Annotated in this window: 16 protein-coding genes; 1 reads left to right on the forward strand and 15 read right to left on the reverse strand. The window is 38.4% G+C overall.

The window, feature by feature from the left end; genetic code table 11:
• Positions 1-21: 21 nt before the first annotated feature.
• The 7 genes from plsX to V179_RS0119170 form a co-directional block, all read right to left on the reverse strand.
• Positions 22-999, reverse strand: a complete 978-nt coding sequence (gene plsX, locus V179_RS0119140) for a phosphate acyltransferase PlsX (protein WP_028392888.1) — start codon at positions 997-999, stop codon at positions 22-24.
• Positions 996-1,580 carry a transcription factor FapR gene (gene fapR / locus V179_RS0119145; RefSeq protein ID WP_028392889.1) on the reverse strand — a complete coding sequence of 195 codons (585 nt, stop codon included), beginning with the start codon at positions 1,578-1,580 and terminating at the stop codon, positions 996-998. The genes plsX and fapR overlap by 4 nt, the downstream gene beginning before the upstream one ends.
• Positions 1,581-2,124: 544 nt before the next feature.
• Positions 2,125-4,173: an ATP-dependent DNA helicase RecG gene (gene recG, locus V179_RS0119150; RefSeq protein WP_028392890.1), complete on the reverse strand. Its 2,049-nt coding sequence runs from the start codon at positions 4,171-4,173 to the stop codon at positions 2,125-2,127.
• Positions 4,170-5,054 (reverse strand): L-serine ammonia-lyase, iron-sulfur-dependent, subunit alpha, encoded by an 885-nt coding sequence (gene sdaAA / locus V179_RS0119155; protein ID WP_028392891.1) that lies wholly within the window; start codon positions 5,052-5,054, stop codon positions 4,170-4,172. Before sdaAA ends, recG begins: the two co-directional genes overlap by 4 nt.
• 236 nt (positions 5,055-5,290) lie before the next feature.
• A complete protein-coding gene (gene sdaAB / locus V179_RS0119160; RefSeq protein ID WP_028392892.1) occupies positions 5,291-5,953 on the reverse strand; it encodes an L-serine ammonia-lyase, iron-sulfur-dependent subunit beta in 663 nt (220 codons plus the stop codon).
• A gap of 370 nt (positions 5,954-6,323) precedes the next feature.
• Positions 6,324-8,000, reverse strand: a complete 1,677-nt coding sequence (locus V179_RS0119165; protein WP_028392893.1) for a DAK2 domain-containing protein — start codon at positions 7,998-8,000, stop codon at positions 6,324-6,326.
• 18 nt (positions 8,001-8,018) lie between these two features.
• Positions 8,019-8,381 carry an Asp23/Gls24 family envelope stress response protein gene (locus V179_RS0119170; protein WP_028392894.1) on the reverse strand — a complete coding sequence of 121 codons (363 nt, stop codon included), beginning with the start codon at positions 8,379-8,381 and terminating at the stop codon, positions 8,019-8,021.
• Between the two features lie 246 nt (positions 8,382-8,627).
• On the opposite strand from V179_RS0119170, the gene rpmB reads away from it, so the two are divergent.
• The gene (rpmB, locus tag V179_RS0119175; protein WP_028392895.1) at positions 8,628-8,816 is read left to right on the forward strand and encodes a 50S ribosomal protein L28; all 189 of its coding nucleotides are present in this window, start codon (positions 8,628-8,630) and stop codon (positions 8,814-8,816) included.
• A 298-nt stretch (positions 8,817-9,114) separates the two neighbouring features.
• On the opposite strand, the gene spoVM is transcribed toward rpmB, so the two are convergent.
• The 8 genes from spoVM to rsmB all read right to left on the reverse strand — a co-directional run bounded on the left by spoVM (position 9,115) and on the right by rsmB (position 16,839).
• Positions 9,115-9,195: a stage V sporulation protein SpoVM gene (spoVM, locus tag V179_RS28375; protein WP_034302035.1), complete on the reverse strand. Its 81-nt coding sequence runs from the start codon at positions 9,193-9,195 to the stop codon at positions 9,115-9,117.
• Between the two features lie 117 nt (positions 9,196-9,312).
• The gene (locus V179_RS0119185) at positions 9,313-9,966 is read right to left on the reverse strand and encodes a thiamine diphosphokinase (protein WP_028392896.1); all 654 of its coding nucleotides are present in this window, start codon (positions 9,964-9,966) and stop codon (positions 9,313-9,315) included.
• 108 nt (positions 9,967-10,074) lie between these two features.
• Positions 10,075-10,719, reverse strand: a complete 645-nt coding sequence (gene rpe / locus V179_RS0119190) for a ribulose-phosphate 3-epimerase (RefSeq protein WP_028392897.1) — start codon at positions 10,717-10,719, stop codon at positions 10,075-10,077.
• 3 nt (positions 10,720-10,722) lie between these two features.
• A complete protein-coding gene (gene rsgA / locus V179_RS0119195; protein ID WP_028392898.1) occupies positions 10,723-11,604 on the reverse strand; it encodes a ribosome small subunit-dependent GTPase A in 882 nt (293 codons plus the stop codon).
• 23 nt (positions 11,605-11,627) lie between these two features.
• Entirely contained in the window at positions 11,628-13,628 is a 2,001-nt protein-coding gene (gene pknB / locus V179_RS0119200; RefSeq protein WP_028392899.1) for a Stk1 family PASTA domain-containing Ser/Thr kinase, read from the reverse strand.
• Between the two features lie 5 nt (positions 13,629-13,633).
• Positions 13,634-14,386 (reverse strand): Stp1/IreP family PP2C-type Ser/Thr phosphatase, encoded by a 753-nt coding sequence (locus tag V179_RS0119205; protein ID WP_028392900.1) that lies wholly within the window; start codon positions 14,384-14,386, stop codon positions 13,634-13,636.
• Between the two features lie 9 nt (positions 14,387-14,395).
• Positions 14,396-15,490, reverse strand: a complete 1,095-nt coding sequence (gene rlmN, locus V179_RS0119210) for a 23S rRNA (adenine(2503)-C(2))-methyltransferase RlmN (RefSeq protein ID WP_028392901.1) — start codon at positions 15,488-15,490, stop codon at positions 14,396-14,398.
• Complete coding sequence (gene rsmB / locus V179_RS0119215) at positions 15,490-16,839, reverse strand: 16S rRNA (cytosine(967)-C(5))-methyltransferase RsmB (RefSeq protein WP_028392902.1); 1,350 nt, start codon at positions 16,837-16,839, stop codon at positions 15,490-15,492. The genes rlmN and rsmB overlap by 1 nt, the downstream gene beginning before the upstream one ends.
• Position 16,840: the final 1 nt, after the last annotated feature.

The following is a 16,840-nucleotide window of genomic DNA, read 5'->3' on the forward strand; positions in this document are numbered from 1 at the left end:
CTCTCCCTACATGTATTATTTTCATTCGATTGCAGTCTTAATCGTTGTTACCATTTCATTAGAAACCATAATTCTTGTCTGCCTTACTGCATTATAGATAGCATTCGCATCTGATGATCCATGCGCCTTAATGACAGGTGCGTTTAATCCAAATAAAGCTGCTCCACCATATTCAGAGTAATCCATTTGATTTTTGATTTCCTTTAGCTCTGGCTTCAGTATAGCTGCTGCCAACTTACTTTTCATATTGCTCATTAATGCACTCTTTAACATCTTAAATACACTCATAGCTGTCCCTTCAATGGATTTGAGTACGATGTTACCAGTAAACCCATCAGTAACAACAACATCTGCAGGACCTTCAAGCAAGTCTCTAGCTTCAACATTTCCAACAAAGTTAATATTAGCTTCTTTTAAGAGTGTAAAAGCTTGTTTTGTTAATTCATTACCTTTTTTCTCTTCGGTACCAATATTAAGTAGGCCAACACGAGGGTTCTGTATCCCCCTAGCTTTCGCAGCATAGATCGAACCCATAATAGCATATTGGACAAGATGTTCCGGTTTGGCATCTGCATTCGCACCGACATCAAGCAAGACAAATCCTTTACCATCGATGGTTGGCAATGTCGGTGAAAGTGCCGGCCGCTCTATACCTGGAATTCGACCGACAACGAACAGCCCTGTTGCCATTAAAGCACCTGTATTCCCCGCAGAGATACATGCATCCGCTAATCCATCTGCTACCTGCTGGGCTGCTAATACCATCGATGCCGTCTTTTTCCTTCGTACTGCACGTACAGGCTCATCTGTACTTAGAATTATTTCATCTGTATGTATGATTGTGATTCGTTCTTTATTTGTCAAATGAGCGTTGATTTGAGTTTCATCGCCAACAAGAACAATCTCGACATCCGGAAATGCTTCAATAGCCTTCATCGCACCGAGAACCGTTTCTTTCGGCCCATGATCTCCACCCATTACATCCATAGCTATCTTCATCGTTTTTCATCCTTTTCTAGCTGACATGATCGGAACATCTCGAACTCTCCCTTAAAAACCAGTTCATTCCCTACAAAACTACTTACTTCAACGAGAGAACGATCTGCTAAATGATCAGTCTTTTGCACCTTCGCCTTTGCAATAACTCTTTCATTTTCCTTTACTGAACGGGTAAACAAGATAGATGCTTTCGCTGTTAAAGCCAATTCGTCATTAATAACAGCAACAGCTAAAGAGTTTGCCTGAGCAAATAAATGATGTCCCCTTGCTATCCCGTTGCGTTGGAAAACATGTTCTTTTTTTATATCTAAAATTGAAATGGCTTGTTGATCTAAATGTATATCAATTACTTCACCAATGACTTCTTCCAACGGCAAAGCCCGTACTTCATCAGTTAATGTTTGCTCCGCTACATTTTTAATGCGCTCGCGAAGCTCAGGTATTGATAATTCAAGTCGGTCCAAACGTATAGTTTGTACGCTAACCGAAAATTTATTAGCCAGCTCCTCATCTGTAACAAAAGGATTTTCCTTTATCGTTTCGACTAACAACTGCTGGCGTTCCTTCTTATTTCTTCGCATATTGAAGGTCACCATCCATAGTATTATGACTAGGTACTAATAGTAGTATATAGATAATAAAAGCAGATTGCAAGAACAAAAGCGAAAGCGCCTTGGTCAACCTCAGGCATAGCAAAAGACGAACAAGATATATGGAGAGTGGTTTTCTCTCCATATATCTTGTTTAATTTTTGACCCCGAGGGGTTAGGCGCTGGAGCTGGATGTGGCCAGACAAATTAAATTAACCACTTAAATAATTTCGTATAGTTTACTAATCAAGAACAAAAGCGAAAGCAGATTGATCACCCTAAAATCTAGATAAGCCAAGCAAAGCTGTAAGAGGAATAGACTTCTCCCCATCAGATTGCTTGGCTTACGGCCTTGAGGAGTTAAGTTGCCTGAATTGGACATCAAAACTCGTTTTGAAATCATATACCCTATTCTACTGTACTGTCACCACTTGAGATACAAAAAAAACAAGTTATGTTACATAACCGTAACCTACGTGCGTAAATGCAAGGAAAAACACTAACACTTTTTGAAAACATGCATCTTAAAAGTCTCTCAATCTAGCTTCTCACCATTTAATACTCCAGTTTCTTCAAGACTATTTCTAAGGGATTCGTATTGCGGTTCATTCCAGAAGCTTACTGATGCAATTAATCGAGCCGCATCATCTCTCGCTACCTCAAGAGTACGATAATCATGAACCATATCAGCTACTTTAAAATCAGGTAATCCACTTTGTTTCTTTCCAAAAAAATCACCAGGACCACGTAATTCCAAATCTTTTTCTGATAGAACGAAGCCATCGTTTGTTTCCGTCATAATCTTCATCCGCTCTTTACCATTTTCTGATTTAGGATCTGCAAGCAGGATACAATACGACTGATCACTTCCCCTTCCAACACGGCCCCTCAATTGATGTAATTGGGCAAGTCCAAACCGTTCAGCGTCATAAATAACCATAACCGTAGCATTTGGAACATTCACACCAACCTCAACAACAGTTGTGGAGATAAGAATTTGGGTTTCATTTTCACTAAATTGTTTCATAACAGTTTCTTTCTCATCAGCTGGCAAGCGACCATGCATTAGGCCAACATGATATCGCCCCTCATAGTAGTGTGTGAGCATCGCATGTACATCTAGTACGTTTTGTAAATCTAGCTTTTCAGACTCTTCAATAAGCGGACAAATAACGTATGCTTGACGTCCTTTTCGCAATTCTTTTTCTATAAAACTTAATATTCGGTCGAGCATATCATGTTTTGCCCAATACGTTTCAATTACTTTTCTGCCTGCTGGCATTTCATCGATTGTAGAAACGTCCATTTCTCCAAAAACGGTAATCGCCAATGTTCGCGGAATCGGCGTTGCAGTCATGAAGAGTACATCAGGACTTTCTCCTTTTTCTCGAAGAATTCTCCTCTGCTGTACTCCAAAGCGATGCTGCTCATCGGTTATCACTAATCCTAAGTTGCAAAAATTCACTTCTTCTTGAATGAGGGCATGGGTACCAATTAGAATATCTATTTCTCCTTTTTCTAGGGCAAAAAGAAGCTCACGCCGTCTTTTCCCCTTGACCGAACTTGTAAGAAGGTCAACCGAAATTCCTACCGGTTCAAGCATAGTCTTTAAGGAATGAGCATGCTGTTCCGCCAATATTTCTGTAGGAACCATTAGCGCACCTTGATACCCTGCGGTAACAGAAGAAAAAAGTGCGATTGCAGCTACAACGGTTTTTCCTGAACCTACGTCTCCTTGAAGCAGACGATTCATTCGATAAGGAGATGTCATGTCTGAAGAAATTTCATTTACAACACGTTTTTGGGCGTCCGTTAGCGGAAATGGCAAAGACTCGATGAACATATTGACCTTATTTTCATCGTACTTTTGTTCGATCCCAAGTGATTGTTCTCTTTGCACTTTGCGCATTGCTTGCATTTTTAGCTGAAATAATAAAAATTCCTCATAAACAAATCGTCTTCTAGCTTGTTTGAGAGCTTGTTCATCTTTAGGGTAATGCATGGAATGAAGCGCACTCGGACGATCCATTAACTTATATCGGGTTAGCAATGAATCTGGCAAGTTTTCTGCAAGCATCGCTCGATATTGTTCAAAAGCATTTGTAATATATCTGCGAATTCCTTTGACTGATATACTTCCACGTACCGAGTAAACGGGTTCAAACTCTTTTTCCATCCTATGTGGACCGAAATGACATTCATTCCCAGTTATCATTTGGCGATGACGATCCCATTTACCGGTCACAGTAATCACATCATTTATGTTCATTTTACTTTTTAAATACGGCTGATTAAAAAAAATAACCGTGATTAAATATCGACCGGTTAATAATTTTATCATAAGCCTCGACTTTTTCTTCCCGTAGTACGTGAGAGATGGTTGACTATGAAGCTTTCCTTCGACTGTAACCCGTTCGTCATGCTCTGTCGTTTCTAAATCTTTTAATCGATAATCCTCGTATCTATACGGTAAAAATTCAAGTAGGTCCAAAACAGAAACTATAGCCATTTCTTCAAGTGCCATTGCTGTTTCATTTCCAATTCCTTTAATGGCGGTAACAGGATCTAATACTGACAGATTCACTCTTGTGTTAGCGGCATACCAAAGATTTTAGCAGCTAAAGCTCGACCAGTTGGTGTATCCGCCAATCCTCCTTCACCCGTTTCTCTCAGTGCAGACGGCATCGATTGGCCAATTTTGAACATCGCACTAATTACTTCATCACAAGGGATTCGACTTTTAATGCCAGCTAGAGCCATATCAGCCGCTACCATAGCATTTGCAGCTCCCATTGCATTTCGTTTTACACATGGTACTTCCACGAGCCCCGCCACTGGATCGCAAACTAGTCCCAACATATTTTTCAGTGTAATCGCCATCGCTTCCGCACATTGCGCTGGCGTGCCTCCTGCCATTTCCACAATCGCCGCGGCTGCCATCCCTGCAGCTGACCCTACTTCAGCCTGACACCCACCAGCAGCACCCGATATGGACGCATTATTAGCTACTACAAACCCAAAAGCACCTGAAGTGAAAAGAAACTCAATTTTTTGTTCATGGCTTGGTTTTAATTTTTTTTGTACAGCAAATAATGTACCTGGAACAACTCCTGCGGACCCCGCAGTCGGTGTTGCACATATCGTTCCCATTGCGGCGTTCACTTCGTTCGTCGCAACCGCTTTGCTTACTGCATCAAGCAATACTTCACCAGAAAGAAAATTTCCTTTTTTTATATATTCCTGCATCAGAACAGCGTCGCCACCTGTTAATCCTGAGACCGATTTAACCCCTTCTAGACCCCTTTCTACCGCTTTCTCCATAACTTCAAGATTCGTTTCCATTTGTTTCATAATTTGTTCACGTGTTCTTCCGGTTATTTCAATTTCTTGTTCAATCATGATTGTAGAAATTTTTTTTTGTTGAGTTTCAGCCATTTCTACCAATTCCGCAACGTTTCGAAACATATAACATCCTCCTTATAAAGTGATACTTCAAACAGTGGGGGCTTCAACCACCACTTGCGCCTCTTCGATACCTCTAAGCCTATAAGGTGGACGCTTACTTCCGGTTAATGCAGGAAATAAGTGAATAGGTTTCCGTTAATCAGCACCATACACTTGCCATCATAACTTCTTTTTAAAATATCTTATATTTTTTATTTCCTGCTTTAATCTTTAGGTTTTGTGAGTTCTCGAGATTGTTAATCAACAATTCTCGCCACTTGCGTAATATAAGGTAGTCCTTCAATTTCCGTTATAACAGCGTCATCGATATTCTGATCTACTTCAATGACCATTAAAGCCATCTTACCTTTTTCCTTGCGTGACACTTCCATATGACCTATATTCATTTCGTGTTTAGAAAGAATATTAGCCACGTTAGCAATTGCACCAAAACGGTCATCATGCACAACTAAAATAGCAGGATGGTGACCAGATAATCGCAGTTTGAATCCATTTAGTTCAGTAATTTCAATCTTTCCGCCACCAATAGAAATACCAACTAATTCCAATTCACCTTTAGAGTCACCAATCACTAATTTTGCCGTGTTTGGATGATCAGGTACCGCTTCTTCTTCATGAAAAGAAATTTTCATTTTTTTTAAAGCTGCTAAATTTAATGATTGTTTAATACGTTCATCAAATGTATCAAAATCTAGCAAACCACCAACAAGCGCAACATCTGTTCCATGTCCCTTATAGGTCTTTGCAAATGATCCATATAAATAAATTTCAGCCCACTCTGGTTCACGTCCGAAGAGATTTCGTGCAACTCGTCCAATCCTTGCTGCACCAGCGGTATGTGAACTTGAAGGTCCTATCATCACTGGACCGATAATGTCAAATACGCTTTTATACTTCATCGATTACTCTCCTTAGATTTCAGATTCTTTATCAGCCATACCTTTTACTATTTTATTAATAAATGAAGAACAAGTTCCAATTAAGGGCATCTTCCAATGTAAGAATATTACTAACCAAAAATCACTCAAAAAAATTTTTTGAGTAAATAGGCATGTTAATGTTTTTAAAGATAAAAAAGACTGCAATACCGAGTAGGCATGCAGCTTTATTTTGACATTTAATCTTCTAATCAGCAAGTGAAAAGATTGGGATAAAGTGAAACTTCAATCAGCGAGGGGTTTTATTCTTCCCCAACTGATTAACTGTATCTCACCCTTCGAAGATTCCAGTCTGATAAACCGGAATAAGTCATAGTCATTTATAAAAAAATTATTCAATCGAGAAGATGAAAGAATAGAGCGGCTGATTTCCACTATGAACTTCAATTTCGACATCAGTAAAGGTTTCATCACAGAATTCTATCAATTGGTCTACTTCGTCTTGTGTTACATCTTCTCCAAACAGGATCGTTACAATTTCAGCATCCTCATCGATCATGTTAGTCAAAAGATCTTTAGAAGTTTGAAGCTTTTCATTGCTCTTTGTTATTATCTTACCTTCTGATAATCCCATGAAGTCCCCTTTTTCAATTTCCAATCCATCAATATTCGTATCACGGACTGCATAAGTAATCTGGCCAGTTTTGACATGAGATAAGGCGTCTCCCATAGCAATAGCGTTCTCATTAATGTCGTTAGATGGATTGAACGCTAAGAGGGCTGACATCCCTTGAGGAACCGTTTTAGAAGGTACAACAACTACATAATCTCCAAGTAATTCAGCAGCTTGTTGTGCAGCCATAATAATGTTCTTGTTATTCGGAAGGATGATGATTCTTTCTGCATTTGCGTCCTCACAAGCCTTAACAATATCCTGAGTGCTTGGATTCATCGTTTGTCCACCTTCAATAACAACTGTCGCACCAATACTTTTAAATAATTCGCTAATACCTGAACCCATGGATATTGAAACAATACCATACTTTTCTTTAGCTTTTGGTCTCGATAAAATATTTAAAGTACTACTTGTTTCACCAACTATAGCTGTATGTTGCTCACGCATATTCTCGATTTTCAATTTAATTAAACTACCGTATTGCTGACCATAATTCAAGCAGTCTCCAGGAGACTCTGAATGAATATGTACCTTAACCACTTCATCATCCGAAATTACTAATAAGGAATCACCAAATTGACTTAAATCATTTCGGAAGGTTTCTTCTACAAATGGTTTTTTTTCAGTTTTGGCATCTTCAAGCCTCACCATGAACTCAGTACAATAACCATATACAATATCCTCGGTATTGATGTGACTTTGGACATTCATATGGTGCTCGGCATTAACCAGTTCCTCCATCGATGGCAGGTGGTCAAGTGCATCAGGAAGATCTTCACCTTTCAATTCTGCTAAAAAACCTTCATACACAAGAACTAGTCCTTGTCCACCACTGTCTACTACCCCGACTTCTTTTAACACTGGTAACAAGTCTGGGGTGCGATTCAAAGAAGCTTTTGCTTCCTTAACAATTTCCTCCATCACTAATATGAGGTCTTCATGTTTTGCTGCTGACGTCATCGCTTGTTTTGCAGCGTCTTTTGCAACGGTAAGAATGGTCCCTTCTACAGGTTTCATTACTGCTTTGTATGCCGTTTCAACTCCAGCTTCAAATGCTTGTGCAAATTCAGAGCTATTTATTTCAGAGTTCATTTCAATTGCTTTAGAAAATCCTCTGAATAATTGAGATAGGATAACACCTGAATTGCCACGTGCCCCCATCAACAATCCTTTTGAAAGCGCAGCTCCAACTTTCCCAATATGGGCTTGTACATGATTTTGTACTTCCTTCGCACCAGAAGTCATTGATAAATTCATATTGGTTCCCGTATCTCCATCAGGAACAGGAAACACATTTAACGCATCGACTATTTTAGCATTCGCTGCGAGATTATTGGCACCTTGAATGATCATTTCGGCAAAACGTTTTCCATCTAAGCTTGTTATTGACACAAAAACTTCCTCCTCGATTTAAGGGTTCGTTACGCGAACTCCCTGTACAAAAATATTAACTGAATCTGCAGCTAATCCGACCGTTTTGTCCAGGGTGTACTTTACCTTTGATTGTACATTGTGCGCAACTTCAGAAATCTTTGTTCCATAGCTTACAATGATAAACATATCAATGTGGACTTCATCATTCTCTTGGCGTACAATCACACCTTTAGTGAAGTTCTCACGACGTAAGATCTCCGTTATGCCATCTTTCAATTGTTTCTTCGAAGCCATTCCTACTATGCCATAACAATCTACTGCAGCGCCGCCTGCCACCGTAGCAATTACATCGTTAGAAATATCAATGTGCCCAAATTTCGTTTTTAATTCAATTGACATATACGTTTCCCTCCCAAAATCTTATTAGCTATAAACATTTTACTATAATGGCAAATGTTTTAAAAGTAATTGTCATGCTGTGGAAGGTAAACCAAATGGTCCATCTTGTATGTCAAGGTATTTTTCTTGAAAGTAATGAACAGAAGTATTGCATTCTCCAGATAGGTGTGATAAATTATTAAGGTATTTCATAAGAATTAAGATACTATGAAAACCTAAGCATTAGTAGTTAGGAGGGAATTTAATATGGCACGTCAATGTGTAATCACTGGTAGAAAAACTCGATCTGGTAATAAACGCTCACACGCAATGAATGCTAATAAACGTACATGGGGGGCTAACCTTCAAAAAGTACGTATTTTAGTTGACGGTAAACCTAAACGTGTATACGTTTCTGCAAGAGCCCTTAAATCTGGTAAAGTAGAACGCGTATAATGTTAACGGCATCCTTTCAGGGGATGCCTTTTTATTTTGTCAACGCAATCCAAATCATGTATGACTAAGCTTAGACACCTCCTGCGAGTACGTTTTTTCATATATAGGAGAGGTTTTCGAAAACAATTCATTAATCTTAACTAGAAACAAAACTTATATAATATAAACGATATTTTTCTAGAGCATAGAAAATTGTATCTTAATTAAAATCAACTAATTTCACATATCAAAAAAGAAGGAGTGCCTCAAAACAAAGGGTCAGACCCTTATAAGACACCCTCTATCATTATATTTATCTTCAACCTTTCTTAAAGGCTCCAAGCATCGCTTTTACCAAGCCGCCTAAGACTTTTGGTAGCTTAATTGTATAAAATTTCATAATGCCCCTCCTCGTATACATCTGCACTTACATTCAGAAACATCACAAATTGCCAGTTATTATTTCATTAGCGGATATCGGTAAAAAATAATCCGTTTATCCTGCCAAGCATGATGATTAATCACTGCTTCTTATCACCATTAATATGCCATCAGTAAATGAAAAATTCCCATATTCAGAAATTAGTTCATTGCTTATGCATAGGGTTGAACCAATAGGTAAAGCATGATTGGTCAGCGGATATTTAAACCCTTCTAATGTAATTCCTTTCACTTCCTTTAACATTGGTAGAAAAGAAACATACCTTTTATCATTCAAAGTTTCTATAGTATATGTACCAGGTGTCTTGAAGGAAATCAAATTCTGCTTATCTACGATAAAAATGTTCAGATTATTTTTTTGCTCGAGGATTGGCGTTTTAAGCAGAAGTTGAAGATTGCCTATAAAATGATCTATTCTTCCTCCTGTTGCACCAAATACATATATTTCTTCTGGCTGTTTTGAGAGCGCCCAAGTTAAAGCAATTTCCAAATCGGTTTCGTCTTTCTCTGTCGGATATACTTCCAAATGATTCAATGTTTCCTTGATTTCTGCAAGCTCTGCTTCTGTAACAGAATCAAAATCTCCAAACGCTGCATTAGGGACAATATCATGATGCAGCAGCGTATAAACACCTCGATCAACCCCCACCCAAATGCTTGTTTTCTCTCGATATACGTTCAAATTCGGTAGTAGATCTACCGGTCCACCCGCTACAATACTAATAATCATTTGCCATGCCTCCATTTTAGAACAAAAAAACCGCTCCATCTTTGAATGGATCAGAAAAGGACTCCCCCCTTCCCGATACATCCGTTAAAGGAGTCGGTTTTTTCATTATTACCCGCGAAGTTTTTTTATTGCCAAAGCTCGATCACTTTGATTATAAATAGCTGATCCTGCTACTAAAACAGTTGCGCCATGCTCAATACATAATTTCGCTGTTTCTTCATTTACTCCTCCGTCAACTTCAATTTCAAGCTCGGGATTTAATGCATTTGCCATTTCCTTCACTTCGCTAATCTTAGGGAGTACTGCATGAATGAATTTTTGTCCGCCAAAACCAGGATTCACCGTCATCAAAAGAACAAGATCTATGTCTTCAATAATGTGTTTTATCGTTGAAACAGGAGTGGCTGGATTAAGCACTACACCTGCTTTCACACCAAAAGATTTGATTAATTGGATTGTTCTGTGTAGATGTGGACAAGCCTCAACGTGAACGGTGATATAATCCGCTCCTGCTTTTGCAAAAGCCTCCACATATCGATCAGGCTCCTCAATCATTAAATGAACGTCAAGTGGCAATTTAGTTACTGGGCGAATTGCGTCAACAATTAGCGGTCCTATAGTAATGTTTGGGACAAAATGGCCATCCATCACGTCAACGTGAATATAATCCGCTCCTCCTCTTTCGACATCCTTTATTTCTTCACCTAACTTTGCAAAATTTGCTGAAAGAATCGATGGTGCAATTTTAATCATTAGTTAATACCTCGGCTTTCTATCTTTTATTTCCTCTAATATTTGAAGATAATGTTTATATCGGTAGCTCGGAATTTCTTCTTGTGCAACTGCTTCCTTCACTGCACATTTAGGTTCTTGGTCATGCAAACAACCTCGAAACTTACATCTTTCACCTGCTTGATAAATTTCTGGAAAACAATAAGCTAACCGGTCTACTTCAATGTCCATAAATTCTAGTGAACTAAAACCAGGAGTATCAGCAACGAGACCTGAGCCTACATGAATAAGCTCCACATGGCGTGTAGTATGCTTCCCCCGTCCTAAATGGCTGGATATATCATTTGTCTCTAATGACAGTTCTGGCTTAATTGTGTTTAATAAAGAAGACTTTCCAACTCCAGATTGTCCTGCAAAAACACTTGTTTTTCCTGCTAAATGCGGGAGCAGCACTTCAATCCCATCACTTGTAATACTTGAAGTTTTAATTACGGTATAGCCAATGTCTTGATAATCTTTCATGTATTGATCCAACCTTGCTCTATCAGCTTCTTTGACGAGATCAATTTTGCTGATAATAATGATTGGTTCAATTTCATTATCTTCGATTGCAACTAGAAACCGGTCTAGCAAGGTTGTACTAAAATCTGGCTCCACTGCCGAAAAAACAAGAATCGCCTGATCTATATTGGCAATTGGTGGCCTTACTAATTCATTCTTGCGGTCTTTAATTTCTATGACATATCCATCAGTAGGATTCTCAGCTTGATACACGACTGAATCGCCAACTAGCGGAGTGATTTTATTTTTTCGAAAAACCCCTCGACCACGGCACTGAATGACTTCCTCTCCATCCAACACATAGTAAAAACCGCTCAGTGCTTTAATGATCTTTCCTTCTGGCATAGACTCACTCCTTTAATATTTCATTACTCTTTCGGATATTCCACTTTTTCATCCAGAATTACTTTACCGTCTCTGACGACTTTATATCCGGCTTTTTTATTATGTTGAACGGTAAACTCTAATGTTCGATACGCCTCAGAAATGATAAAAAATGGTGGTTCGTATGTTTCAGTCATACTATGATTCATATCTTCAATAAAAATCTGCACTTCTTGCGGTTGTCCCTCTTCTTCGGGTTCATACGGTATTGTGATGTTAACATTCACTTGCTTTGGAGGAATTTCTTCCTTTCCTTTTGATAACACAACATTGACTTGGCTTCCTTTTTTTATTTTCCTATAAGGAGCTGGATCTTGAGAAATGACAAGACCTTCACCAATTGTGTCGTGATACTCTTCTCTTACTACCTTAATCGTAATTCCCGCATCAATCTCATATTCATTTAACCCTGTTTGATTAAATTCTGTAAGATTCTTTAAAGACAATTCATCAGGCCCTTTACTAACTGTCAATTCAAGAACATTGTCAGACGGAACAAGCTCCATTTCCGAAGATAGATTTTGATCTATAATCGTACCTGGTGCACTTTCATCAAAAACTTGGTTGATAATTATATCCTTAAAACCAATTCCTGCAATTAATGATTGAATATCATCATAGATTCTGTTTGTATAGTCGGCAATAACAATCTTCTTTTTGCCGCTACTTACATACATTTTAATTTCTTTTCCTTCTTTTACAATCTGTCCTTCTTGCGGGTCAATACGAATGACATTTCCTTCCGGCACCACTTCGTCGTCCAACAAAATAGGATTCGTTACAACAAGACCATGTTCTTCAAGTTTGGCATTAGCATCATCCGCTTTTTCTCCACGTACATCAGGGATTATTACATCTTTCGGGCCCACTAGACTTGGATAAGCATATATCACTCCAGCGGTTACAGCCAGTAAAATGAAGATAGTAGAAAATAAAATAAGCGGCCATTTTTTTCGTTTCTTTTTATTTTGCTTAACTTTATTAACTTTTTTATTCCCTTTTTTCGGTTCATCTTGTTCTTCTTCTCGATAAACTGCCGTAATTTTTTCAGGCCCACGAATTATCGTTTCATCTATCCCGGACATATTATCATTCGTAATAATTGGAATAGCCTTCGTCGCGTCCATATCCTCAGGAATCACAAACGGAGTTTCGTTCTTCCGTTCAGGATTTAATGCAGATTTGATATCTTCTTCCATTTCATCAACTGTTTCATAGCGATAATAAGAATCCTTGGCAGTCGCTTTAAGAATAATATTCTCGACACTTTGTGGAATAGACGGATTCCAACGTTTTGGAGAAGGTGTTTCTGATTGAAGATGTTTCAGAGCAATTGAAACAGCCGATTCCCCTGAAAAAGGAAGTCTTCCAGTCAATAGTTCAAACATAACAATTCCAAGCGAATAAATATCTGATTTATTATTGGCCATGCCACCCCTAGCCTGCTCAGGAGATAGATAATGAACGGAGCCAAGTACTGCATTTGTTTGTGTAATATTGGTTGCACTTAGGGCAAGGGCAATGCCGAAATCAGTAATCTTTACATTCCCATGATCATCAATCAAGATATTTTGCGGCTTTATATCTCGATGTATAATCCCGTTATGATGCGCTTGAGAGATCGCAGACGTAATTTGTTTAAGAATGTCCAAAGCTTTCTCAATTGGGACTGGGTAAAACTTTTGTATGTATTGTTTAAGGGTTAGGCCCTTCACATATTCCATTACAATATAATAAATATCATCTTCTTCGCCTACGTCATAAATGCTGACGATGTTAGGATGTGTAAGACTTGTTGCAGATTGTGCCTCACGATTAAAGCGCTTGATAAATTCTTCATCATTATTAAAATCCATGCGGAGAATCTTAAGCGCTACTTCTCGTTCAAGAATCATATCTTGAGCCAAATATACATTGGCCATCCCACCGCCGCCGATCATTTCTAATAACTTATAGCGGCCGTTAATTCGCTTACCGATTAACAAAACGCTCACCTACTTTCACTATTATCAAAAAATCGAAGTAGGGCAAGGGTGATATTATCTTCTCCGCCATATTCATTCGCCATTGCAATGAAAGAGTCGGCTTTTATAGCTAAATCATCTGAATTCGTAATGATGGTGATCATTTCTTGTTCACTAACTTTATTCGATAAGCCATCAGAGCATAGTAAGAGTACATCATCTTCTTCAAAGATAATTGTGAAAATGTCCATTTCAACATTGATTTCAGTTCCTAGAGCACGAAGTAAGACATTTTTACGCGGATGATTCTCAGCGTCTTCTTTAGAAATTTGCCCGCTTCTTACGAGCTCATTTACTAAAGAATGATCTTCAGTCACTTGTTTAAAACCAGATTCATTGTACAAATAACAGCGGCTATCACCAATATTGGCAATCGACGAAAATCTATTCGTGCAAATTGCAGCTACAACAGTAGTCCCCATCCCTTGACATTCTGAATTTTCCTCAGAATATTCGAACAGTCGTCGATTGATTTCCTTTATTTTCTGTTGAAGCCATGATTCCGCTTCATTAGGCGTTAACATCGGACCTGATTCTTCTTCCCACTGCTTTTGCATATACTCAACGGTCATTTGACTTGCTACATCACCAGCACGGTGTCCGCCCATGCCATCAGCTACAATGGCAAGGCGCACTCCATGAGGATTAAGAAAGATTCCGCCATTATCTTCATTATGCTGGCGGACTTTCCCCTGATTTGTTAAAAAGATGTCATTCATCAGATTCTGTCACCTCGTCTCTTCTTTGCGCTCCTTAGCACGAAGCTGGCCGCAAGCTGCATCGATATCATGACCCTGTTCTCTACGAATCGTGACATTGACGCCTCGTTTCTTTAACGTTTTTTCGAATTCAAAAATCTGCTCACGAGGTGTTCTAACATAGTTGCGTTCTGGTACATAGTTTACTGGAATCAAGTTTACATGACACTTTATTCCTTTAATTAAATCTGCCAATTCTTCAGCATGCTCGACTTGGTCATTTTCACCGCCGAATAAGCCGTATTCAAAACTAACCCTTCTGCCCGTTTTTTCGGTATAGTACTTGATCGCTTCTATAAGATCTGGTAATTTATAGGCACGGTTAATTGGCATTAATTTACTTCTTAGCTCAGAATTCGGGGCATGCAAAGAAAGAGCGAAATTAATTTGCAATTCTTCATCCGCAAATTTATAAATTTTTGGAATAATCCCACTTGTTGACACTGTAATATGACGCGCTCCAATGTTCAAGCCTTTATCGTGATTAATATTTTTCAAAAAGCTCATCATTTCATCGTAGTTATCAAATGGTTCACCAATCCCCATAATAACGACTGAACTAACTCGTTGGTCCATTTCATCAAGTGCTTGTTGTACTTTTACCACTTGAGCAACAATTTCTCCTGCTTCTAAATTTCTTTTTAAACCTCCAAGCGTTGAGGCACAGAACGTACAACCGATACGACAACCAACTTGAGTGGTTACACATACAGAATTCCCATATTCATGGCGCATAAGCACGGTTTCAATCGAATATCCATCATGCAATTCAAACAAAAATTTCATCGTATTACCGTCAATAGAGTTTTGTTGAACGATTGTCTTCAACGTTGTGATCGTAAAATTAGTATTAAGTTTATCACGAAGTTGTTTAGATATATTAGACATATCTTCAAAACTTGTTATCCGCTTTTTATACAACCATTCAAAAAGTTGCTCCGCACGGAAAGCTTTTTCACCATTTTCTGTTAACCACTGTTTTAATTCGTTAAGCTCCAATGAATAAATAGATGGCTTTTCTGGTTTCTTTACTGTTTTTCTTCTTGTTGTTACCGTTTCTGCCATTACAGCACCTTCTTTCTAAAACTAGCAATGAAAAATCCATCACTGCCGAAATCCTGTGGAAATACTTGCAATTTATTATCGACGACGAGCGGCTGAACGCTTTCTGGCATTCTGTCTTTTAACGTCAAATCTCTCTCAAAGTCTGGGTGTTTTTCTAAAAAAAGATTGGCTACTAAATCATTCTCTTCTTGATCGACTGTACATGTACTATAGATGAGGTTGCCACCCTTTTTTACAAGTGGTGCAGCAGCAATTAAAAGTTGATTTTGGATACTTGAAAGTTTTATTATATCATCTTTTGTTTTCGTATACTTCACATCTGGTTTTCTCCGCATTACTCCTAAACCAGAGCAAGGAGCATCTACCAGTACTTTGTCAAAACCCTCTTTATTAAATAGTTCCTGAACGTTTCTGCTATCAGATACTTCTGTTTTAATATTTCTTAGTCCCAACCTTTGAGCTTGCTCTTTAATGAGTTTGACTTTGTGTTCATGAAGATCAATTGCCACTACTTGCCCGGTAGTTAACCCTTCTGCAATATGCGTCGTTTTTCCGCCAGGAGCTGCACAACAATCAAGTACTATATCATTTCCAGATGCGTCCAATGCATGAGCAACTAGCATTGAACTTTCATCTTGAATGGAGAGAAAGCCCATTTTATAGCTTTCTGAATGTGCAAGATTTCCTTTTAAGCAGTAAATGGCTTCTTCAAGAATTGGGCTTTTTTCTACATAATAGCCTTCTTCCGTCAGCATGCTAACTAATTCACTTCTAGAGATTTTCTTAACATTTACTCTGGCTGATTGAACAGGTGCAGTTAAATTTGTTTCACACATGTCAGCTGTTTTTTCAAAACCGAATTGTTCAATCCATCTCCTTACAAGCCAACTTGGATGACTCGTTTCAATGGCTAGGCGCAAAGCTCTGTCTTCAATTTCTTCAAGTGATCGTAGGCCTTTTCTCTGTACATTCCGTAGAATCCCATTCACCATTGATGTAATGCCTTTATGCCCTCGTTTTTTTGCAATTTCAACCGCTTCATAAATAATCGCATGATCGGGTATCTTATCAAGATAAACCATTTGATAAACCGATAAACGCAACAAGTTTATTACCCAGCTAAGCGTCTTTTTTTCATTTTTGATAAAAGGCTGCAAATAATAATCGAGCGTCATTTTTCTTTGAATCGTTCCGTATGTGATTTCTGTTAGCAAACCGCTATCAGCCGGTGATAATTGATGTTTGTTAATCATTGAGTTTAACAGCAAGTTGCTATATGCTTGATTCTTTTCAACGGATTCAAGGACATCTAGTGCAATATCCCTTACACCCTTTTTCGTTTGTTTCATT

It is taken from the genome of Bacillus cihuensis (assembly GCF_000504145.1).
GTDB lineage: Bacteria > Bacillota > Bacilli > Bacillales > DSM-1321 > Peribacillus > Peribacillus huizhouensis.